The 22,087-nt window shown below is 42.4% G+C and carries 18 protein-coding genes; 15 read left to right on the top strand and 3 right to left on the bottom strand.

Annotated elements, in window-relative coordinates; all coding sequences use genetic code 11:
- Position 1: 1 nt before the first annotated feature.
- Positions 2–487: a MarR family winged helix-turn-helix transcriptional regulator gene (locus tag CTY48_RS01960; protein WP_099466838.1), complete on the bottom strand. Its 486-nt coding sequence runs from the start codon at positions 485–487 to the stop codon at positions 2–4.
- Between the two features lie 234 nt (positions 488–721).
- Between CTY48_RS01960 and CTY48_RS01955 the strand changes: the two genes are divergently transcribed.
- The 8 genes from CTY48_RS01955 to trxA all read left to right on the top strand — a co-directional run bounded on the left by CTY48_RS01955 (position 722) and on the right by trxA (position 7,956).
- Entirely contained in the window at positions 722–1,873 is a 1,152-nt protein-coding gene (locus CTY48_RS01955; RefSeq protein WP_099466837.1) for an ABC transporter substrate-binding protein, read from the top strand.
- A gap of 177 nt (positions 1,874–2,050) precedes the next feature.
- The gene (locus CTY48_RS01950; RefSeq protein WP_331463134.1) at positions 2,051–2,938 is read left to right on the top strand and encodes a branched-chain amino acid ABC transporter permease; all 888 of its coding nucleotides are present in this window, start codon (positions 2,051–2,053) and stop codon (positions 2,936–2,938) included.
- A gap of 16 nt (positions 2,939–2,954) precedes the next feature.
- Positions 2,955–3,926: a branched-chain amino acid ABC transporter permease gene (locus CTY48_RS01945; protein ID WP_099466836.1), complete on the top strand. Its 972-nt coding sequence runs from the start codon at positions 2,955–2,957 to the stop codon at positions 3,924–3,926.
- Between the two features lie 3 nt (positions 3,927–3,929).
- The gene (locus CTY48_RS01940) at positions 3,930–4,688 is read left to right on the top strand and encodes an ABC transporter ATP-binding protein (RefSeq protein WP_099466835.1); all 759 of its coding nucleotides are present in this window, start codon (positions 3,930–3,932) and stop codon (positions 4,686–4,688) included.
- Positions 4,689–4,700: 12 nt separating this feature from the next.
- Positions 4,701–5,411 (top strand): ABC transporter ATP-binding protein, encoded by a 711-nt coding sequence (locus tag CTY48_RS01935; protein ID WP_099466834.1) that lies wholly within the window; start codon positions 4,701–4,703, stop codon positions 5,409–5,411.
- Between the two features lie 23 nt (positions 5,412–5,434).
- Positions 5,435–6,061: a cytidylate kinase-like family protein gene (locus CTY48_RS01930; protein ID WP_099466833.1), complete on the top strand. Its 627-nt coding sequence runs from the start codon at positions 5,435–5,437 to the stop codon at positions 6,059–6,061.
- 49 nt (positions 6,062–6,110) lie between these two features.
- Entirely contained in the window at positions 6,111–7,451 is a 1,341-nt protein-coding gene (locus tag CTY48_RS01925) for an MFS transporter (protein ID WP_099466832.1), read from the top strand.
- Between the two features lie 193 nt (positions 7,452–7,644).
- Entirely contained in the window at positions 7,645–7,956 is a 312-nt protein-coding gene (gene trxA, locus CTY48_RS01920) for a thioredoxin (protein ID WP_099466831.1), read from the top strand.
- A 91-nt stretch (positions 7,957–8,047) separates the two neighbouring features.
- Here the strand turns inward: trxA and CTY48_RS01915 are convergent, their stop codons facing one another.
- A complete protein-coding gene (locus CTY48_RS01915) occupies positions 8,048–9,130 on the bottom strand; it encodes a GGDEF domain-containing protein (protein WP_099466830.1) in 1,083 nt (360 codons plus the stop codon).
- A 570-nt stretch (positions 9,131–9,700) separates the two neighbouring features.
- On the opposite strand from CTY48_RS01915, the gene CTY48_RS01910 reads away from it, so the two are divergent.
- Positions 9,701–12,169 carry a glycosylhydrolase-like jelly roll fold domain-containing protein gene (locus CTY48_RS01910; RefSeq protein WP_099466829.1) on the top strand — a complete coding sequence of 823 codons (2,469 nt, stop codon included), beginning with the start codon at positions 9,701–9,703 and terminating at the stop codon, positions 12,167–12,169.
- Between the two features lie 97 nt (positions 12,170–12,266).
- Here the strand turns inward: CTY48_RS01910 and CTY48_RS01905 are convergent, their stop codons facing one another.
- On the bottom strand, positions 12,267–13,802 hold the full coding sequence (locus CTY48_RS01905) for a PucR family transcriptional regulator (protein WP_099467490.1): 1,536 nt from the start codon (positions 13,800–13,802) through the stop codon (positions 12,267–12,269).
- 154 nt (positions 13,803–13,956) lie between these two features.
- Between CTY48_RS01905 and CTY48_RS01900 the strand changes: the two genes are divergently transcribed.
- The 6 genes from CTY48_RS01900 to CTY48_RS01875 all read left to right on the top strand — a co-directional run bounded on the left by CTY48_RS01900 (position 13,957) and on the right by CTY48_RS01875 (position 22,075).
- Positions 13,957–14,733: an SDR family NAD(P)-dependent oxidoreductase gene (locus CTY48_RS01900; RefSeq protein WP_099466828.1), complete on the top strand. Its 777-nt coding sequence runs from the start codon at positions 13,957–13,959 to the stop codon at positions 14,731–14,733.
- 132 nt (positions 14,734–14,865) lie between these two features.
- Positions 14,866–15,840 carry a Gfo/Idh/MocA family protein gene (locus CTY48_RS01895; RefSeq protein WP_099466827.1) on the top strand — a complete coding sequence of 325 codons (975 nt, stop codon included), beginning with the start codon at positions 14,866–14,868 and terminating at the stop codon, positions 15,838–15,840.
- A 43-nt stretch (positions 15,841–15,883) separates the two neighbouring features.
- Entirely contained in the window at positions 15,884–18,535 is a 2,652-nt protein-coding gene (locus CTY48_RS01890) for a translation factor GTPase family protein (protein WP_099466826.1), read from the top strand.
- Positions 18,536–18,549: 14 nt separating this feature from the next.
- Positions 18,550–19,101: a GNAT family N-acetyltransferase gene (locus CTY48_RS01885; RefSeq protein WP_099466825.1), complete on the top strand. Its 552-nt coding sequence runs from the start codon at positions 18,550–18,552 to the stop codon at positions 19,099–19,101.
- A gap of 84 nt (positions 19,102–19,185) precedes the next feature.
- Positions 19,186–20,262 carry a sporulation integral membrane protein YtvI gene (ytvI, locus tag CTY48_RS01880; RefSeq protein WP_099466824.1) on the top strand — a complete coding sequence of 359 codons (1,077 nt, stop codon included), beginning with the start codon at positions 19,186–19,188 and terminating at the stop codon, positions 20,260–20,262.
- Positions 20,263–20,410: 148 nt separating this feature from the next.
- A complete protein-coding gene (locus CTY48_RS01875; RefSeq protein WP_099467489.1) occupies positions 20,411–22,075 on the top strand; it encodes a propanediol/glycerol family dehydratase large subunit in 1,665 nt (554 codons plus the stop codon).
- Positions 22,076–22,087: the final 12 nt, after the last annotated feature.

The following is a 22,087-nucleotide window of genomic DNA, read 5'->3' as shown; positions in this document are numbered from 1 at the left end:
GTTATGTTTCCTCCGTGGACAGGTCTGTCTCTGCCTCCAGACGCCTAAGGCCGTTTGTAAGGTGGGTTAGGAAGGCACGCTCCCCGTTTACCAGACCGATTCTCTCAGCCGCTGTCATGTTGGAAAATGCTGTTTCCTCTATCTGAAACATGTTTGAGAGGATTCTTTTGGCATACTCCTGTCCCTTTTTTGTCAGTAAAATATATTTGTTTCGTTTATCGGCAGCCACGGTTTCCTTTGTTATTAAGTCTTTTTTTTCAAAAGCAACCAAAATAGTATTGACCGTCTGCTTTGGGTAATGAAGCTGCTCGCAGATAAAACGCTGTGTGCAGCCTTCCGGGTTTTTATAAAGCACATGAAGTACAAAAAGAGAGTGTGATGTAAGTCCATGCAGTTTAGCAAACCTCTCATACACTGCTTCCGTTTTATAAAAGGTATCATAAAACGCATCCAACAATTGCTCTATATCAGAATTTGAATCATTCATAGCATCATCTCCTTAAATAATTAGTCTGTTTACGGACTAATTTAGTTTAACTCATACAAATTTATTTTGCAACAAAAACTTTTTTCCACCTGTCTCCTATCATAAAAAGCAGTGTGAATGCGGGTAATTCTATTGACAATTAAAAGCAATTAATGTATATTTGTTAATGATATTGTGTGCAAAGAACAAACAGATGTATGTATCCAATACACAGTTTGAAACAGGAGGATAATTATGAAAAAAATGAAGAAAATCATGGCGCTTGGCATGGTGACAACGTTAGCAGTTGCTTCCCTTGCAGGCTGTCAGGGCGGTTCAGATTCAAGCTCAAATGCGAGCGGAGATACTTTTGTAATCGGAAGTATCGGACCTACTACCGGAGATGCAGCTTCTTACGGTACTTCTGTAAAACAGGGTGCTGAAGTTGCGATAAAGGAAATCAATGAGGCAGGCGGAGTGAAGGTTGGCGATAAGACCTTACAGTTCTCCCTTAAATTCGAAGATGACCAGGCAACACCGGATAAAGCGGTTACAGCTTACAACTCTTTGATGGACAGCGGAATGAATGCTCTTTTGGGCTGTGTTACCTCAGATTCCAGCTTGGCAGTAACAAGTCTGGTACAGGAAGATGACCTTTTAATGCTTACTCCATCCGGTTCAGCAGCTAAGATTACGGAGAACAATCCAAATGTATTCCGTTTATGCTTTACTGATCCACTTCAGGGAGATACAATGGCAGCGCATTTGGTTACTGACTTAGGATACAAGAATATCGCAGTTATTTACAAGAATTCTGATCCGTACAGCGCAGGTATCTATGAGACATTTGCAGCAAAAGTACAGGAGCTTGGCGGAACAATTTCCACAGCAGAAGCGTTTGCTGACGGCGAGGATTTCAATACACAGCTTACTTCCATTAAGGGAACTGATGCAGAAGTAATTTTCGCTCCGGTTTATTATACCGATGCAGCTCATATTGTAACACAGGCAGCAGACCTTTCCATGACACTTCCTTTCTTTGGCAGTGACGGATGGGATGGAATTTTGGATGCAGTTACTGATACAGCAACAATTGAAGGCGCAATTTTCTTAAGCCCGTTCTTCTCAGGTGACGCATCATCAGCAGATTTTGTTGCAGCTTACAAGAGTGCTTACAATGCAACTCCGGATCAGTTTGCAGCAGATGGCTATGACGGTGTTTATGTAATCAAAGCAGCATTAGAGCAGGCAGGTTCTACCGCAACAGCAGACCTGATTAAAGCGATGACAGAGATTTCTGTAGATGGTGTAACAGGAAAAGGAATTAGCTTTACCGCAGAGGGCGAGCCACAGAAGGCAGCAAAATTCATTAAGATTGTAGACGGAGCTTACACAGCAGCTGAGTAAACAATAAGTTAAGAATGTGAAATATATTGTAAAAGATTGGTAGCAATGGAGTTACTTATTAATTCCCGCTGTCAATCTTTTACAGATTTCAGTTGATAAATACAACTTTTAACACAGGGTAAAGGCTGTATTTATCGACTGAGAAAAAAAGATGCTTGATAAGCAGGAGGGTACAGAATGGAAATTCTTCAAAATATTTTAGAACAGTTAATAAACGGGCTTCGAAGCGGCAGTATATATGCGTTGATTGCCCTTGGGTATACGATGGTTTACGGTATTGCAAAAATGATTAACTTTGCACATGGTGATATTATTATGGTTGGAGCCTATGCCCTCTATGTCGGACTTTCCGTGCTTCAATTGCCGGTAGTGCTTGCAGTACTTTTATCGATTGTGGTTTGTACGATATTCGGTGTAGTAATCGAGCGCGTTGCCTATAAGCCGCTTCGCTCCGCACAGCCGCTTTCCGTATTGATTACAGCAATCGGTGTCAGCTTCTTATTGCAGAGTGTATCGCTTCTTATCTTTGGCGCAACTCCAATTCCGCAGGAATCCATCGTAGGCTTTTCAGGAGTGAAAATCGGAGGGATATCAATCTCCGGCGTTACCGTTGTGACATTAGTGGTGACTACTATTTGTATGATACTTCTAACATGGTTTATCCATAAGACTAAGCTGGGAAGTGCCATGCGTGCGGTTTCAGAAGACAGAGGAGCTGCCGAGCTGATGGGTATTGACGTGAACAAAACGATATCAATGACTTTTGCAATCGGTTCTGCACTTGCTTCTATCGCAGGTATTTTATATGTTTGCCAGTATCAGTCCCTAAAGCCTACCCTTGGCGCGATGCCGGGTATCAAGGCATTCGTAGCTGCCGTGCTTGGCGGTATCGGAAGTGTGCCGGGCGCGATGCTTGGCGGTATTATTCTGGGATTAATTGAAAGTTTATCGAAGGCGTACATTTCAACGGAACTTTCAGATGCAATTGTATTCGGTATTCTTGTTCTTGTTTTATTGGTTAAGCCGTCCGGGCTTCTCGGTAAAATAAGAAAAGAGAAAGTATAGTCTGGAGGAAATCGCGATGAAAAATAAACAAGTTGATAAACAACTTATAAAAAGTTTGGCGTTAGCCATTATTGTGTTTGCGGTTGTGGAAATTCTTCTCTACGGCGGATTTTTGAGCCGCCAGTTCAGAAGTCTTTTGATACCCGTTTGTATTAATGTTATTCTGGCAGTTTCCTTGAATCTGACGACAGGCTTCTTAGGCGAGTTGACACTCGGTCATGCAGGATTTATGTCCGTGGGTGCCTATACAGGTGCGTTAATTACGATGAACTTAAATCTGCCTATGATAATTGAGTTTCCGATTGCGTTGATTGCAGGCGGTCTTGTGGCATCTTTGTTCGGTGTTATCATCGGAGTTCCCGTACTTCGTCTTCGAGGAGATTATTTGGCGATTGTGACACTTGCCTTCGGTGAGATTATCAAATCGATTGTGAACTCTCTGAAAGTAACAAACGGCGCCATGGGTCTGTCAGGAATTGAGCTTCATTCCAATTATAGATTTTTTGGCATGGTATTTTTACTGACAGTGCTTACAATTTTTGCAATTAAAAATATGGTGAATTCAAGACAGGGAAGAGCGGTATGCTCAATCCGTGACAATTATATTGCAGCAGAAGCAGTTGGTATTCCGGTAAGCAAATTCAAGGTAATGGCATTTGTCGTTGCAGCATTTTTTGCGGGAATTGCTGGTGTTATTTACGGACATAATGTAGGAACGCTTAAGCCGACTACGTTTGATTATAACAAATCAATTGAAATCTTGGTTATTGTAGTACTTGGCGGAATGGGAAGCATCAAGGGTTCTATCATTGCCGCAATTATTTTGACTATTTTGCCAGAAATGCTTCGAGGAGCCGATGAATTTAGAATGTTCCTGTATGCGATTGTATTGATTGCGATGATGATTTTCAACTCTTCTCAGCTCAAGCAGCGTATACTGGCAAGCAACATATTCTCAAAGCTTACGAGAAAGAAAAAGGAGGCGTAAATCATGGCATTGTTAGAGGTTAAGAATTTAGGGATTTCCTTTGGTGGCTTGCGTGCGGTAGATGATTTTAATATATCAATAGAAAAAGGCTGTCTCTATGGTCTGATTGGACCAAACGGAGCGGGAAAAACAACCGTTTTTAATATGCTCACAGGAGTTTATCTTCCGACGGACGGAACGATTGTGCTGGACGGTCAAAGCCTTGTAGGGAAAAATCCGACACAGATTTGCCAGAGCGGTATTGCAAGAACATTTCAGAATATCCGCCTTTTTGGAAAAATGACGGTTTTGGATAATGTAAAGGTTGCACTTCACAATGAATATCAGTATTCTTTGGCAAGTGGTCTGCTTCACCTTGGAAAGTACAAAAAGACAGAAGAAGCCATGAACAAGCGCGCTTATGAGCTTTTAGAGGTTTTTGGGATGGAGGGTCATGCAGGGCTTTTGGCATCTAATCTTCCATACGGAGAGCAGAGAAAACTGGAGATTGCGAGAGCACTTGCAACAAACCCAAAGCTTTTACTCTTGGATGAGCCGGCGGCGGGAATGAATCCGAATGAGACAGCGGAGCTTATGGATACCATTCGTTTGATCCGTGATAAATTTGAAATTACAATCCTGTTAATTGAACATGATATGAAACTGGTTTCCGGCATATGTGAAAAACTTACAGTGCTGAATTTCGGTATGGAGCTGACCACAGGAACACCGGACGTCGTACTGAATAATCCGGAAGTAATCACAGCATATCTGGGAGAATAGGAGAGAAAAAGTATGGCAATGTTAAAGGTAACAGATTTAGAGGTTAGTTATGGCATGATACAGGCAATCAAAGGTATCAGCTTTGAAGTAGAGCAAGGCGAGGTTATCGCTTTAATCGGTGCAAACGGAGCAGGTAAGACGACAATCCTTCATACTGTGACAGGGCTGCTAAAGAGTAAGGTCGGAAAGATTGAATTTGAGGGGACGGATATTACCAAGATGCCGGGGCATAAAATCGTATCGCTTGGAATGGCACATGTACCGGAGGGGCGAAGAGTTTTTGCAGATTTATCCGTGTTGGAAAACTTAAAATTAGGAGCATACACAAGAAAAGATAAGCAGGAAATTGAAGACAATCTTAAAATGGTATACAAACGTTTCCCAAGGCTGGAAGAGAGAAAATCACAGTTTGCAGGAACGCTAAGCGGTGGTGAGCAGCAGATGCTTGCAATGGGAAGAGCATTGATGTCACAGCCTAAAATTATTTTGATGGATGAGCCTTCTATGGGATTGTCACCGATTTTTGTGTCGGAGATATTTGACATTATCAAGGAAATCAGTGCCAGCGGCACAACAGTTTTAGTGGTGGAGCAAAATGCGAAAAAGGCATTGTCCATAGCAAACCGCGCATATGTATTAGAGACAGGTAAGATTGTGCTTGAGGGTGCGGCAGATGAGCTGCTTGAAAATGATTCTGTAAAGAAGGCATACTTGGGAGAATAATTGGAAGGAAAAGGGTGAACGTTATGAGTAAATATGTGATTACAATTGCCAGAGGATACGGCAGCGGCGGAAGGACCATAGGAAAAATGCTGGCGGAGGAGCTGGGAATACATTATTACGACAGGGAGCTTCTTCGTCTTGCTTCCGATGAGAGCGGAATAAACGAGGAGCTTTTCGGAAAAGCCGACGAGAAGCTTAAGGAGAGCTTTCTGTATAAGATTATGAAAAAGTCTTATTCAGGAGAAATTATTACGCCGGACAGCGATGAGTTTGTCTCAAATGACAATCTCTTTAACTATCAGGCAAAGGTGATTCACCAGTTAGCAGAGGAAGATGAAAAATCCTGCATTATAGTCGGAAGATGTGCTGATTATATTTTACGCGATAACAAAAATGTAATTCGTATATTCGTGCATGCTCCGCTTGAACACTGCATTGACACGCTTGGAACGATGTCGAATGCCTCCAGAAAAGAATTACAGAAAAAAATTGAGAGTATTGATAAGCATAGAGCGGAATACTATGAGTATTACACAAAGAGAAGATGGGACAACGCAGGCAACTATGATCTGTGTATTAATACGAGTGAGCTTACCTTTGAGGAGGCAGTGACCTTAATCAAAGAGTATATTAAAATTCGGATTAAATAGTGTTAGGAAAGTGTGGGCGACGCTCACACTTTTTATGAGGAGGAAAATTATGAATCAACTATCGATGAGAATTGACAGACTCCCGTCCACACCAATGTTGAAAAAGATTTTACTTTTGACAGGTATCGGCTGGCTTTTTGATGCTATGGATCAGGGTATGGTATCAGGCGTTATGGCAGCTATAGGTGCAGATTGGGGATTGACGACACAGCAGTTAGGACTTCTTGGAAGTATCGGAATGCTCGGAATGGGAATTGGAGCAGCATTATCCGGCATGGTTGCGGATAAATGGGGCAGGCGGACTGTTATTATGTTAACCTTGATTATATACGGTGTGGCAAGTGCAGCTTCTGCTTTTGCAATAAATTATCCGATGCTGCTCGTGCTTCGCTTTTTGACTGGCTTTGGTTTGGGCGGTGAGTTACCGGCTGCGTCTACACTAATCAGCGAATATTCCCCGACCAAAATCAGAGGGCGAAACGTAATCTTTTTGGAGAGCTTTTGGGCTTGGGGCTGGATATTAGCGGCTTTGGTGGCTTATCTGCTCATTCCGCTCTACGGTTGGAGAATCGCCTTCTTGGTAGGCGGGATGCCGGCATTGTTTGCTGTATATCTTCGAAAGGCGGTTCCAGAATCACCAAGATACCTTGACGCAGTGGGAAGGACGGAGGAAGCCGAGGAGCTGGTTGCCAAAATGGAAAAACAGGCGGGTATCACTCCTTTGCCTGCTGCAAAATCAGAACATAAGGTCCCTGCGAATCTCCATGTAAAATTCTGGGAGCTGTGGTCAAAAAAATATATTCGAAGCACAGCTGTTTTGTGGGTAATCTGGTTTGGAATTAATTTCGGTTATTATGGCTTTGTGCTTTGGACCCCGACACTTCTTGTCGGACGCGGCTTTGATTTGGTCAAGAGCTTCGGCTTCACATTTGTGATGTGCCTCGCACAGCTGCCGGGATATTTCAGTGCTGCCTATCTGGTGGAAAAGGTTGGACGAAAAAAAGTGCTATCCATTTATTTTGCAGGAACTGCAATTGCTGCGTGGCTGTTCGGACATGCGGGCAGCGCGAATGAGGTTTTGATTTACGGAGCGATGCTTTACTTCTTTAGCCTTGGTGCATGGGGCTGTGTGTACGCTTACACGCCAGAGGTTTACCCGACAGCAGCAAGAGCGAGCGGTTCCGGCTGGGCATCTGCTTTTGGAAGATTAGGTGCCTTTATTGCACCGTTTGTCGTGCCGGTTATCTACCAATCCTTCGGTGAGCAATCCGGCTATGGCTATGTGTTTGCTGTGCTGGCAGGTGTGTTTGCAGTCGTTGCGCTTGTAGTCGGAATTTTTGGAAAAGAGACGATGGGAAAATCCTTGGAGCAGATAAGCGAGGAAAATTAAGAGATTTTTAACAGGATTTATGTTTATTAAAAAGAATACAGGCACATTCCATGATGTTTCTCCATAAATATAACCATTATACGAACGAAATGTGCGTGAGTTGCTCACGGATAAATCACCAGAAAGTATTATAATGGAATTATAGAAAATAACACTGTAACAGTGTTAAAGTGTGAGAGGAGTAAGTAAACATATGGGAGCATTAACAATTACGAAACAGAATTTTGAAACAGAGGTATTAAAATCTGATAAGCCGGTTTTGTTGGACTTCTGGGCAACATGGTGCGGACCATGCAAAATGGTAGCACCGATTGTGGATCAGGTGGCGGAGGAAACGAGACATTCAGCCAAAATCGGAAAGATAAACATTGATGAGGAACCTGAGCTTGCAAAGGTTTTTAAGGTGATGAGTATCCCGACCCTTGTATCCGTGAAGGACGGCAAAGTTGTGAAAAGTACAGTAGGTGTACAGAACAAGCAGACGATTCTATCGATGGTAGAGTAAGAAAGAACGCGTTCAGCAATTTCCTATGCTATAATGAACAGCCCCAAAAAGCATTTGGCTTCTTGGGGCTGTTTGCATGCAGAAAAAGTTATTATCCTACCAATGTCCGATTTTTACCTGAAAGCTTTGCCTTGTACATAACCTGGTCTGCAAGCTCAAAAAAGCTTTGGGCACTGCAGTTTTCACAAGGGTAAGCAGCGATACCGCAGCTAAAGGTAATGCGCTGTTCCGGCATAAAATCAAACATGTGATTTCGAAGATTTTTTTGCGCCACCTCAATCATGGCTTTTGCTTGAGCAGCGGAAGTATGCGAGAAGATAACGGTAAATTCCTCACCGCCGTAGCGAAACACATGCCCTTGAGTACTGCAAGCGGCTTGAAGCTGTGCCGCTAACTGAATGAGCACTTCATTTCCCATTTTATGTCCCCATGTATCATTGACAGACTTGAAATTATCAATATCGACGACCGCGACAACAGGTCTTTCACTATTATTAATCGAGCGCTCCAACAGGTTGTAAAAGGTGCTCATATTATAAAGTCCTGTCAGGGAGTCGCATTTTAAAAGCTCTTCTAATTGAAGCTGCTTAAAGGAGCTTGCTTTCAGCCTTTCATTCTTATCCTGCTCAATTTGAAACAGCAAAATGGACGTAATATAGCTGCACACCAGCAATATCAGAGTTACAAATATTTGTACCGGAAAAAGCACGTCATCTGCACGAGAATCCAATTTTGCAAAAACAAAACTGATACAGGCGGATACAACAGAGACAGCCGCTACAATATGAGTCATTTTTTTATCACTGAAAATAAGTGTTATAAAAATCGGAAAACACAGTATGGCAACAGAAAGTGAAAATACATTATGTACACAGGCAATCACCAAAAACTGAGCAGATAAAGTGAGGATGGAGCAATAATTTTTGGCGGTCTCGGAAAGCCTGCCGCTGTTTAAGCAATACCGACCGATGAATACGAATAAAAAATTGAGAAAGGACGGGATAAACAGGTAGCGCAGCAAATATGCAGAGGTAGAAATTGTAATCACGTTCAGGGAGTATAAGAAAACACGAGCCAAAATTAGTTCCAGTGCCAAAACAACACTAGCAACTAACAAAGCGACATAATTAAAGTTTTTTCGCCATTTGGCATAAACTTGGTCAAAATTCTCCAATTCTCCACCCTCTTTCGGTCGTACGTAAGACAGAACAAAATAATATTTAACAATATTATACCATAGAAAAGTATGCCCACGCAATTACTTTAAACCAATATTTGGTACTTTGAGCCTATGCCCGCTTATGACGGGAATAGACGGTTTGTGCACGGTAGACAAAAAGTAGCTTTATTATTATTGATAGTGAACGTTGTAAAAATATGAGTTTTTATGTAATATTATAGAGGCGATAATTAACAAAATATTCCAAAAACTTATGGAAACTTTAGTTTAAAGTAATAGCAGGCTGGGGAGCAAGTGTTATTATGATGAAGGGAACTTTTAAGCACATTCAGTGAAGTAGAATATTTAGCTAAAGTAGAGGCATATTTTGATAAGTATACAGGGGAAGATAGTTTATATAGAACGTGAGGAAAGGCTGACACGATGAGGTGTCAGCCTTTCTGTGTTTTCAAGAAGAAATATTCTCTTATTATTGACATTACGAATACACGATAATACATTGTGGCAGTTCAAAAAAGTAAGTATAATGTATGGAAAATACGTGAACAGGAGAGGAGACAGAAGATGCAAGACTTAAGACAGTCCTTCCTAAACACGCAAAAGGAATATACTCCTATTCCCTTTTGGTTTTGGAATGACGAATTGACAGAGAAAGAGATTATCCGCCAGATTCATGATTTTCATGAAAAAGGAGTAGACGGATTTGTAATCCATCCACGTATTGGGATACCGGAGGAAATAGAGTATCTGTCTGATACCTTTATGAGTTTTGTCAGCTGCGCGGTGCAGGAAGCCCAAAAGCTGGAAATGAAGGTGGTCCTCTATGATGAGGCAATGTATCCGTCCGGCTCGGCACATGGGATGGTGGTAAAAAGCAATCCTGAATACGCAAGCAAAGGGCTGCGGGTTTTGGAATATCCTTGTCAGGGAAAAATAAATCAGGAGCTGACCTTAGCGGACGGAGAAAATATAATATCCGTACAGGCAGTTCAAAAAAGAACGGAGACAGAAATTAACCCGGATAGTATTCAGACAATAGAATCCTTTGATAATAAAATTAGCTTTGAGGCAAAAGAGGAGGAGAACTGGTCAGTTCTTGTCTTTGTGCAAGCCTTCACGAAAGGGCATATCCGCGGCATTCATTTCGGAGAGGACGACGGTGAACCATATGCGCCTGCTTCCGGAGATTTGCTGAATAAGGCGGCTATGGAGGAATTTATCAGGCTGACCCATGAGCGTTATTATGAGGTGATCAAGCCTTATTTTGGAAATACGATTATAGGAATGTTCACGGATGAACCTTGTATCATGGGAAGAGGAGATATGGAAGGCTTTATTCCGTGGACGGGCGGTTTTTTAGATTATTATGAGAAGCAGGGAAACAGCGAGCTGGATTTGCCTTTTTTATGGTTTGAGGCAGGTGAGTTGTCCGAGCGTAAGCGAAGAAAATACGAGGCAGCGGTCAACAAAAAAATGGAGGACAGCTACTACAGACCGATTTATGAGTGGTGTGAGAAACATCAAATTGCACAGACCGGACACCCGCACGACAGCGATGATATCGGTTTTTTAAAATATTTTCATATACCAGCTCAAGATGTTGTGTGGAGATGGGTTGCACCGGAGAATGGTCTGGCGATTGAGGGAGAGCATAGTACAATGGCAAAATGCACATCCGACAGTGCGAGACACAGAGGGGTAAGACGAAACGGAAATGAGTGCTTTGCCTGCTGCGGAAGAGACGGTATTGAGTGGAACTTCCCGGCAGATGACATGAAATGGTATATGGATTGGCTGTTTGTCCGCGGTGTTAATTTGCTGTATCCTCACGCGTTTTACTACTCCATCGAGGGCGAGCGAAGAAGCGGGGAGAGACCGCCGGATGTCGGTCCTAACAATATATGGTGGAGCAATTACATACAGATTTCTGATTATATCAAGAGAATGAGCTTTTTGATGACAGACAGCGTAAATCAGACGAAAATCGCCGTGCTGTGCGGAGCACATGAGCTGCCATGGAAAATGGTGAAGCCCCTCTATGAAAATCAGTTGGAATTTAACTATCTGGAAAATGAGCTTTTCATTTCAGAGGTTTGTGCGGTGGAAGCGGGAAAGATTAAAATTGCCGCACAGGAATATACAGTCCTGCTAATTGAGGATGAAGCGTTGATTGATAAAGAAAACGATAAAAAGTTACAGAGGTTTATCGACGGCGGCGGAATCGTGTTCCTAAATAGAAATAAAAAAGCTGAGTCATTGATCCGAAACTTTAAGCCGGTTTCAAGCTTTGAAAGCCTGCCCGAGAATATCGGCAGTGTGATTGACAGAGCATTTGTTTTGGATGCCAAGGCGCCTGATTTAAGAATAAGCCACATTGTAAAGGATAATACTGAATTTTATGTCCTCGTAAACGAAGGTGAGGAAGAAATAGAGCGAACCGCAGCAATTGCTTCTGTCGGAGAACTGGAAGAATGGGATGCGTTTGAGGGAACAATCAAGGAAGCGGATATCATTCAAAGAGTGGGAGAAGGCTCAATGGATATTTGCCTCAAGATGGGAAGAAGAGAAGCAAAAGTGCTTTCTGTCAACCCGAAAAAAGCCCCGGTTATATGCAAGAAAAAAGCAGAAGAGAAAGACGAATATGAACTGACTCAAAACTGGCAGATGGGAAGCAGCTTAGATTTGCTAAAGAAAATGGAAACACTAACTCCTTGGAATGAGATGGAAAGTCTTTTCGGCTATTCAGGCACTCTTCTTTATCGGACAACATTTAAAAGTGAGGAAGTTGGAAAGCACGGTCAGGTAGAGCTTGACTTGGGAGAGGTGAAAGAGCTTGCAAAAGTTACGGTAAATAAGAAAGAAGCGGGCATAAAAATGTGGGCACCATATCAGTTTGATATCACGGATTTGGTAACGGACGGTGAAAATGAGATTGTGATAGAGGTGACAAACACACGCGCAAACGAAATTTGCGGACTAAACCTGCGGTCTGGATTGATAGGACCCGTTCGGCTGAAGCTGACAGAAGAATAGAGGATAGATAGAAGATAAGCCCCCGTGTCAGACACGCCGATTATTCGTGTTTGATACGGGGGCAAATATTGACCCAAAGCATAAAATTCCGGTTTTCTTATTCATTCCAATCCTTGCTTGTATTCAGTTCATTATAGCGGTCAATCAAAAATGAAAGACGCAGAAGAAAAGCGGTATTGGCATCGTCAAAATCAAGCCGGCATAGTTCGGTAATACGGTTTAAGCGGTACACAAGAGAGTTGCGATGTATATACAAGCTTTCTGAGGTGAGCTTGATATTGCATCCCTTGTCGATAAAGACACAAAGTGTTTTGTACAGCTCGGAGCTGTTTTTAAGGTCATATTGCCTGAGTATCGAAAGTGCAGGATGGCAGTAGCGCCCTAACTTATCCGGATGCCTCACATCGGAGAGCAAATCAAAAAATTGAAAATCCTGATAATAATGTACCATCTCCTCAGATTTTAACCGTTGTCCTAATTTGAGTGCCGCATACGCCTGATCAAAATAGCTAAGAAGGCTTTCAATATTGGTAAAAGGATTGCTGATACCGATACGGATATGTTCGTTTTGGTAAAAGTCCTTTAAAATCGTCTGCAATTCAAACTCCTCTTCTTTTCCCTCTTTTACAGGAATTACGGCTACAATTCCCTTTTTATAATAGGTGGCACAGGTGCCCGGAATACGGATTTTGAGATTTTTATATGTAAAATTGTCTAAATACTGAGGCCCTAAGTACTTGGTAGGAAGAATAAATAAAACCTGCATTCTAGGAGGAAAATGTAATTTATCCAACCGTATCCCGATTTCATTTAAGGATATCCCGGCAAGCATATCGTGTAGAAACTCATGATAAATACCGTTTTCCTTAAAAAAAGAAGGGGTATAATAGGCAATTGTATAGCTGATTACATGGCTTATTGTACACAGCATTTCAAAATGAGAAGGAATAATTGGATTCTCTCCTTCAATCATAAGCAGAAATCCGACAGGAGTCTGATTATAAAAAACCTTGCTCATCAATTTCCGATAAGGAGAATTAGGACAGGTAACATCACAGGCAGCCGTTGTCAGGGATGCATTTCTAAGCGCCTTTGATTTCTGAATATTGTTTATAAATTCATAGGAGCAATGTTCTTCCTTGATGGCTTCGCTCCACATCGGGTCTAAAATTGGGATTGAGCTGGAGCTGGCGGTAATTTTAAAATTCATATCGCAAAAGAGCAGGGAATTTCCCAATTTGATAGCAGCAGCGTCAATAACCGCATCGATGCTATGTGTTTTATCGGCAAGACCGGTAAGCTCCTCAAAAATTCCTCTGCTGCTTGTGCTTTGAATTAAATCCTTAATGTCATTAAAGAGGGAAAAGAGCATACTTTCCTCTGTAAAAACAATATAATTTCCGATAGGAAAAGTAGAGATATTATGGTCTGTTCTGGCGAGGATACAATACGGAGGAAGGGATGTCAGACTTTTCACTTGTCTATCATAACCAAAGTAAAGAGTATTGCCAAGATAGCTGTTACTCCTGCAATCGAGAAATGCCACATCACTAAGCTCTGCATCTGCTCCGTGAGATACCACTGTCACGTTATATTCGTTTGAAAATTTTTCAATCAACTGTGTAAATGTCAAATCATTTCCTCCGTTCAAACTCACCTCTAATTCTTATAATATAGTGCATTATGACCAAATTGTCAATTAATTATCAATTAACGAACTGGACGTTTTATAAAATACGGTGTAGAATAAAGAATAGATATAAAATAAATGGAAAGGATGTAGGAATATGGATAATTTTTTTGATTTAACAGGAAAAGTAGCGGTAGTGACAGGAGCAAGTTCAGGGCTTGGTGCGGATGCAGCACTTGCTTATGCAAAGGCGGGAGCGGATGTGGCATTGCTTGCAAGGCGAGTGGAAAAGCTGGATGAGGTAAAAGCTGAAATTGAAAAAACGGGCAGGAAAGTAGTGACAGCGGCTTGTGATGTCACGAATGAGGAAAGTGTAAAAGCGGCAATCGATAAAGTGTTAGAGACATTCGGACACATTGATATTTTACTCAATAATGCCGGAATAGCGGTACGCGGCGGTGTAGACAGCATGACAGTGGAAGACTGGGATAAGTCTTTTGACACGAATGTGAAGGGCATCTTTTTGGCAAGTAAGTATGTCGTTCCTCATATGAAGGAAAAAGGCTATGGAAAAATTGTCAATATTGCATCCATTAATGCGGTGGTAGCAGATAAGTTTGATGTGTTTATCAGACATTCCTATAACTCCTCCAAGGCAGCGGTTGTCGGCTTGACGAGAGGTATGGCGGCTTCCTATGCGAGATATGGAATTACAGTAAATGCAATCGGACCGGCACTTTTTGAGAGTGAGATGACAAGTGGTACATTATTTAAGTCTGAGGACTTTTTAAAGAGCTACAATATGGCAAATCCGGCAGGACGCCCGGGTAACCGCGGAGAATTAAATGGTACTGTGCTCTACCTTTCCAGTGATGCTTCCAGCTATGTGCAGGGACAGTTTATCATTGTTGACGGCGGAAGTGCATTGGTATAAGGAAGATATAAAATAAAGAGGCTGATTTCTTGAAAATAAAAGAAGTCGGTCTCTTTACTTATTGCATTCCTTTGCATTATACTATAATTAGAACAAAAATCGGAATAACAAGTGAAAGGAATGGTAACACAAATGGAAAAAACAATCGTAAATTGGGGTATTATAGGATGTGCGGGAATTGCAGAGAAATCGGTGATTCCGGGAATTTTAAGTGCTGATAACGCAAGACTTTACGCACTCTCAAGCAGAGGGGCGGGAAAGAAGCTTGAGGAATTTAAAGAGAAATTTAATCCGGCTAAAACCTATACAAGCTATGAAGAGATGTTAGACGATCCTGAAATAGATGCGGTTTACATTCCGCTTCCAAACGGACTGCACTGTGAATGGGCGATAAAGGCAGCAGAGAAGAAGAAACATGTCTTATGTGAGAAGCCGCTGGCAGTGAACGAAGAGGAAGTAAAAGCGATGCAGGATGCGGCAGATAAAAACGGTGTGCTCTTGATGGAGGCATTCGCTTATCGCCAGAGTCCGCTGACGAAGAAGGTAAAAGAGCTGACTGAGGCAGGGGCAATCGGGAAGCTCAAATTTATCGAGGCTCACTTTAGCTTTCTTATGAACCGCGAGAATGACGTTCGCCTGAACAAAGCACTTTCCGGCGGTGCAACCTATGATGTAGGCTGCTATAACCTGAACATTATCCGTCATATTGCAGGTTCTGAACCTACAAGCATCTATGCAGTCGGAGAGATTGGAGAGGACAGTCAGGTCGATGTAAGCAGTTGTATCACAATGGAGTTTGAAGGCGGACTAAAGGCAGTATCCTATTGTGCGTTCAACTGTGCAGGAAGAAGCGAGTATACGATTGTAGGAGAGAAAGGTGTTATCCGCGTGCCGGTACAGTTTAATGCGTCAGGCGATACACCGATTATCATAACGAAAGAAACCGGCGTTGAGGAAATTATGATTAACTGTCCGCATAATTACATGCTTGAGGTAGAACAGTTTGGCAGATGTATTCTGGAAGGGGAAGCACCTTTGATTACGTATGAGGATTCTCTTAACAATGCAAAAGTGATTGATGAGGCATTGCGTCAGATTCTAAAATAAACGGAAGTATTACAAACAGACAAAGCAAAGGATACAAACGGATATGAGAAATTTAGTCATTGGAATATTGGCACACGTGGATGCCGGTAAGACAACCCTATCAGAAAGTATGCTCTATTTAAGCGGAAAAATCGGGAAGCTTGGGAGAGTGGACAATAAAGATGCCTATTTAGACAATTATGAGCTGGAGAGGGCAAGAGGAATCACCATTTTTTCAAAGCAGGCAATGCTTGAGATGGGTGATATACAGGTTACATTGCTGGATACGCCGGGACACGTGGATTTCTCAGCAGAGATGGAGCGTACACTTCAGGTGCTCGACTATGCGATTTTGGTCATCAGCGGTGCGGACGGAGTGCAGGGACATACGAAAACATTATGGAGACTTCTCCGGTTTTATGAAATACCGGTTTTTCTCTTTGTCAATAAAATGGATCAAAACGGAACGGACAAAGAGGAATTAATGCAGGATTTAAGAAAGCAGCTTGATGATAACTGTGTTGAGTTTGGTTCGGATAAGACAGAAGCGTTCTATGAACAGCTCGCGATGTGCGATGAAGAAATCATGGAAACCTTTTTAGAAACAGGAAGGATTGAAACGTTACATATACAAAAAGCGATTATAGAACGAAAAATCTTTCCATGCTTTTTTGGCTCGGCGTTGAAGCTGGACGGCGTTGATAACTTTATGAAGGGAATCGAGGAATATGCCGCCGCTCCAAGCTATCCGAAGGAATTCGGGGCAAGGGTTTATAAAATTGGCAGGGATGAGCAGGGAAACCGTCTTACGTATATGAAGCTTACCGGAGGAAAATTGAAGGTAAAGGATAGCCTGAAAGGGAACGGATGGGAGGATAAGGTAAATCAAATCCGTCTTTATTCCGGGCAGAAATTTACAGCGGTCAATGAAATTGAGGCAGGCTTGGTCTGTGCTGTTACGGGACTTGGAAGCACACGGGCAGGTGAAGGACTTGGGATGGAAGAAAATGCAGATTTACCTGTATTAGAGCCCGTTTTGTCCTACCAAATTTTGCTGCCAGAGGGGTGCGACCCGAGAGTCATGCTTCCGAAACTTCGCCAGATTGAGGAGGAAGAGCCGGAGCTTCACATTGCATGGGATGAGGAGCTTCAAGAAATTCAGGCTCAGATTATGGGAGAGGTCCAAACCGAAATTTTGAAAAGTCTGATTCAAAGCCGCTTCGGTATAGAGGTGGAGTTTGGAGCCGGACGGATTGTATATAAGGAAACGATTGCAAATACAGTGGAGGGAGTCGGACACTTTGAGCCGCTTCGTCATTATGCGGAGGTACATCTGCTGCTTGAGCCTTTGGAGGCGGGAAGCGGATTGGAATTTAAGACAAGATGCAGCGAGGATATTTTGGGAAAAAGCTGGCAAAAGCTTGTGCTGACTCATTTGCAGGAGAAGAACCACAGAGGAGTGCTTACAGGGGCTTCTATCACCGATATGCGGATTACACTTGTTTCAGGCAGGGCACATAATAAGCATACGGAGGGCGGAGATTTCAGAGAGGCAACCTACCGCGCTGTGCGGCAGGGGCTGATGGAGGCGGAATCTGTTTTGCTGGAGCCTTATTATGCATTTCAGCTTGAGCTGCCGAAGCATCTGGTTGGAAGGGCGATGACCGATATTGAGAAAATGCATGGGATAAGCGAGCTTGCACAGACGGATGGAGACATGGCTGTTTTGACCGGAAGTGCACCCGTATCAACCATGCAGAATTATCAAAAGGAGGTAATCGCCTACACCCAAGGGATGGGGAGGCTGTTTTACAGCTTAAAAGGCTATGAGAGGTGCCACAACGAAGCAGAGGTAATAGAAAGCATTGGTTACGACGTTTTGCGTGATTTACAAAATCCGACCGGGTCAGTATTTTGCGCTCATGGAGCAGGTTTCTTAGTTGAGTGGAATGAAGTCAAAGACTATATGCATATCGAGAGTTATTTTCAATTAAGGCAGGAGGCAGAGCCCAAGCAGAGGATTGTCTCATCCGCCCCAGAGGAGCGATGGGTGACAACCGAGGAAATTGATCAGATTATAAACAGTACCTCCTTTGCAAATCAGGGGAGGAAATCTGTATTGAAAAAGCAGAGGCCGGCAAGACAGAGCTATTACAAGTCTGTTTCCTACACAAATCAGCCAAAGGAGACAAAGGAAGAATATCTTTTGGTGGACGGCTATAATATTGTATTTGCATGGGAGGAGCTACAGGAGCTTGCCAAAGATAATATGGATGCCGCCAGAACAAAGCTGATGGATATTATGAGCAATTACCAGGCAATCAGAAAATGTCATATCATTGTAGTGTTTGATGCCTACCGTGTTCAAAATCATGCCGAGGAGACAATCCGCTACCATAATGTCCATATGGTTTACACAAAGGAAGCACAGACTGCGGACCAGTATATTGAGAGATTTGCCCACGCAAATCAGAGTAAATATAAAATAGAGGTTGCGACGTCCGATGGCTTGCAGCAAATCATCATTCGAGGAGCAGGTGCCTCTTTGATGTCTGCAAGAGAGCTGAAACTCGAAGTTGAGAGGGCAAATGAGCGGGTGCAGCAGGCGTATCAAGAGAAACAGCCTCAGATGAAGGAGCGCAGCTATATATTTGATTCTCTGTCATCGGAGGAGAAGCGTAGGATGGATGAGATGATGAGGGAGAAAGAAGAATAAGTGAGGACTAAAACATGAGCATAAGAAGCAGCAGACTTATTTTGCGGGAATGGAATGAGGAAGACTTTGACCTGTTTTATTCTGTTTTTACAAATACGCAGGTTATGAAATATGCCTATGCGCAAGCGTTTATTTCAAAAGAGGAAGCACATGTATACTTTAATAGAATGCTGGATAAAAATAAGGCATTAGACGACAGAAAGGAATATGATTATTGTATATTTCTAATCGAAAACAATCAGTTTATTGGCTCAGCCGGTATTGAAGTATATGAGAAAAATGAATTTGGAGGCCATGGCGAGATAGGATATTTTTTGCTTCCTGGTTATTGGGGATGTGGTTACGCAAAAGAAACGGCTGATTTGTTATTAAAGCTTGGCTTTACTGAAATAGGATTGCATCGCCTTTGCGCAAGCTGCCACATTGACAATAAAAGCTCGGAATCCGTTATAAAGAAAATAGGAATGAAAAAAGAGGGGCAGCTCAGGCAGATTAGATTTAAAAGCGGTAGCTGGCATGATGAACTTCGGTATAGTATTTTGGCAAAAGAATGGATTACGCCTTGATTACTACTCCTATTATTGAGATAATAAAGTAACACAAACAATCACAACCAAAGAAAAGTCAAAACAGGAAAGGTATCGTCATTTATGAATTTAGAAAAACAGAAAGCATTTATTATCCGCTGCATTTTTATTTTTATCTTACTCATCTTGCTTTATGTGGGAATTAAATATGTATTTCCGCTCTTGATGCCATTTGTCATCGGTATGATTGTCGCGATGGCATTTCGCGGTCTGATTGACATGCTGTCGAAAAAGACAAACATAAAACGAGGGATGGTCTCAGTTTTTGTTCTCATTGCATTTTACGGTCTGGTTGGATTTTTAATCAGTATGGTAGGTGTGAAAATATTTAACTTTATCAGTACCATATTCATTGGGCTTCCTGCCCTCTATCAAGACACGCTGCTTCCGGCATTCGAGGTTTTGACAGTCGGCATAACGAACAGATTTCCAAGTGCGCAGACATATGTGAACGAGTTTGTCAGCAATATTGACCAGTCAATATTTGAATTTATATCGACGACCTCCTCAGCGGTTGTAAGCGCGGTAACCGGACTTGCAAGCCAGATTCCGACGCTGCTAATCAAGCTTATTTTCACAATTGTATCCTCTTTCTTTTTCACAGTTGACTATTATAAAATTGGTGAATTTATTTTAAGCCAGTTCAATCAAGATAGACAAGAAGTGCTTATTAAATTAAAAAATAATATAATAGGCTCACTTGGCAAATTTATAAAGGCATATGCAGCAATTATCTCCATCACCTTTCTTGAGCTGTCAACCGGCTTTTGGATTATGGGAATTCCGACTCCATATCTGTTTGGCGGACTTGTAGCAATCATTGATATTATGCCGATACTCGGTACGGGCGCCGTACTGATTCCATGGGCTATTATCGGCTTTATTATGGGGAACACAAAAATTGGAGCAGGAATGCTTATTTTGTACATTGTTATCACCGTTGTAAGACAGATATTAGAGCCAAAGATTGTAGGGCAGCAGATTGGACTGCATCCGATTGTAACACTTATCCTGATGTATGTAGGTGCACAGCTTATGGGAATTCTGGGACTTTTTGCTCTGCCGATTATTGCAACGATACTGGTGCAGCTTGATAAGGAGGGCAGCATTCACCTCCTAAAAAAACCGGATTCAGAGTAGCTTTTTATAAATAAAAGGATTTGTAAAATTTACAAAGAAATACTTTATTTATTTGGGAAATAATGATATAGTAGAAGTATTACAACACAAAACAACATAAATCAAAATAAAAGACGAAATAAATCAAAAGGATGTAAGGTGCATGATTATGAATCAATCAAAAAGAATGCAAGTATTGAGAGAACGTCCGGTAAATAAGGACGGTTATATTAATGAATGGCCGGAAATGGGATTTGTTGCGATGTCGAGCCCATACGACCCAAAGCCTTCCATTCGGGTGAAGGATGGCGTTGTAGTCGAGCTGGACGGCAAAACCCGTGAAGAATTTGATTTTATTGACCAGTTTATTGCGGACTATTCAATCCGTACTGATAAAACAGAGTATGCAATGTCTCTCTCCTCACTTGAAATTGCGAGAAAAATCGTGGATATCAATGTTTCGAGGGCAGAGATTCTTTCTCTTGCATCAGGAATCACACCGGCTAAAATGGTGGAGGTAATGAACCATTTAAACGTTGTGGAAATGATGATGGGTATGCAGAAGATGCGCGCGAGAAAAACCCCGGCAAATCAGGCACATATTACGAATTTAAAGGACGATCCGGTACAGATTGCAGCGGATGCAGCAGAGGGCGCACTTCGTGGTTTCAGAGAAGAGGAAACGACGGTCGGAATTGCACGTTATGCACCGTTTAACGCGATTGCTCTCTTAATCGGTTCCCAGATTGGAAGAAAGGGTGTGCTGACCCAGTGTGCCGTGGAGGAAGCGACGGAGCTTGAGCTTGGAATTCGCGGTTTTACGACCTATGCAGAGACACTGTCAGTATACGGAACGGAAAAAGTATTTGTGGACGGAGACGACACCCCATATTCCAAGGCATTTTTGGCATCGGCATACGCTTCAAGAGGTCTTAAAACCAGATTTACATCAGGTTCTGGTTCAGAAGCATTGATGGGAAGCGCGGAGAAAAAGTCCATGCTTTACTTGGAGGCAAGATGCCTGTATGCGACAAAGGGTGCAGGTGCGCAGGGAATTCAGAACGGTTCTGTAAGCTGTATCGGTGTTACGGCGAGTGTACCGTCAGGGATCAGGGAAGTAATCGGAGAAAACTTGGTGGCGGCGATGCTTGGATTAGAATGCGCATCTTCCAATGACCAGAGCTTTTCTCATTCAGATATGCGAAGAACGGCGAGAACAATGCTTCAATTTATGCCGGGAACCGATTTTATTTTTTCAGGATATGCGGCAGAGCCGAATTACGATAATTTATTTGCAGGCTCAAACTTTGATGCCGAGGATTTTGACGATTATAATGTAATGCAAAGGGACATGCAGGTAGACGGAGGCTTAAAGCCGGTTCGCGAGGAGGATGTTATCCGCGTGCGAAATAAGGCAGCGAAGGCGGTACAGGCAGTATTTTCTTATCTTGGACTTACAGCGGTAACCGATGAGCAGGTGGAAGCCGTGACCTATGCACACGGAAGTAAGGATACCTTATCCCGCGATGTGGTTGCAGATTTGATGGCAGTGGAAGATTTGATGAAGCGAAACATTACAGGCGTGGATATCGTAAAAGCGTTGTCTGAGACAGGCTTTGAGGACGTGGCAGATAGTATTTTAAACATGTTAAAGCAGCGGGTAGTCGGAGACTATATGCAGACTTCTGCTATTCTGGATGAGGACTTTAGCGTGGTTTCAGCTGTCAACAGGCCAAATGACTACATGGGACCGGGAACGGGCTACCGTGTGGACGGAGAGCGCTGGGAAGAAATTAAGGCAATACCGAATATCATAGACCCGAATAAGTTCTAACTGTTAGAGAAT

Source organism: Konateibacter massiliensis (assembly GCF_900184995.1).
GTDB classification, from domain to species: Bacteria; Bacillota; Clostridia; order Lachnospirales; family Lachnospiraceae; genus Lachnotalea; species Lachnotalea massiliensis.
The sequence above is the reverse complement of the archived record's forward strand: the minus strand, read 5'-3'. Positions and strand labels throughout refer to the sequence as shown.

What these genes read in the sequence shown, in the direction of transcription:
- CTY48_RS01930 (WP_099466833.1), top strand. Translation starts at nt 5,435, where the DNA reads ATGAGTAAATATGTGATTACAATTGCCAGAGGATACGGCAGCGGCGGA.
- CTY48_RS01885 (WP_099466825.1), top strand. Translation starts at nt 18,550, where the DNA reads ATGAGCATAAGAAGCAGCAGACTTATTTTGCGGGAATGGAATGAGGAA.
- CTY48_RS01955 (WP_099466837.1), top strand. Translation starts at nt 722, where the DNA reads ATGAAAAAAATGAAGAAAATCATGGCGCTTGGCATGGTGACAACGTTA.
- CTY48_RS01890 (WP_099466826.1), top strand. Translation starts at nt 15,884, where the DNA reads ATGAGAAATTTAGTCATTGGAATATTGGCACACGTGGATGCCGGTAAG.
- ytvI (WP_099466824.1), top strand. Translation starts at nt 19,186, where the DNA reads ATGAATTTAGAAAAACAGAAAGCATTTATTATCCGCTGCATTTTTATT.
- CTY48_RS01925 (WP_099466832.1), top strand. Translation starts at nt 6,111, where the DNA reads ATGAATCAACTATCGATGAGAATTGACAGACTCCCGTCCACACCAATG.
- CTY48_RS01940 (WP_099466835.1), top strand. Translation starts at nt 3,930, where the DNA reads ATGGCATTGTTAGAGGTTAAGAATTTAGGGATTTCCTTTGGTGGCTTG.
- CTY48_RS01910 (WP_099466829.1), top strand. Translation starts at nt 9,701, where the DNA reads ATGCAAGACTTAAGACAGTCCTTCCTAAACACGCAAAAGGAATATACT.
- CTY48_RS01935 (WP_099466834.1), top strand. Translation starts at nt 4,701, where the DNA reads ATGGCAATGTTAAAGGTAACAGATTTAGAGGTTAGTTATGGCATGATA.
- CTY48_RS01960 (WP_099466838.1), bottom strand. Translation starts at nt 487, where the DNA reads ATGAATGATTCAAATTCTGATATAGAGCAATTGTTGGATGCGTTTTAT.
- CTY48_RS01900 (WP_099466828.1), top strand. Translation starts at nt 13,957, where the DNA reads ATGGATAATTTTTTTGATTTAACAGGAAAAGTAGCGGTAGTGACAGGA.
- trxA (WP_099466831.1), top strand. Translation starts at nt 7,645, where the DNA reads ATGGGAGCATTAACAATTACGAAACAGAATTTTGAAACAGAGGTATTA.
- CTY48_RS01945 (WP_099466836.1), top strand. Translation starts at nt 2,955, where the DNA reads ATGAAAAATAAACAAGTTGATAAACAACTTATAAAAAGTTTGGCGTTA.
- CTY48_RS01875 (WP_099467489.1), top strand. Translation starts at nt 20,411, where the DNA reads ATGAATCAATCAAAAAGAATGCAAGTATTGAGAGAACGTCCGGTAAAT.
- CTY48_RS01895 (WP_099466827.1), top strand. Translation starts at nt 14,866, where the DNA reads ATGGAAAAAACAATCGTAAATTGGGGTATTATAGGATGTGCGGGAATT.
- CTY48_RS01950 (WP_331463134.1), top strand. Translation starts at nt 2,051, where the DNA reads ATGGAAATTCTTCAAAATATTTTAGAACAGTTAATAAACGGGCTTCGA.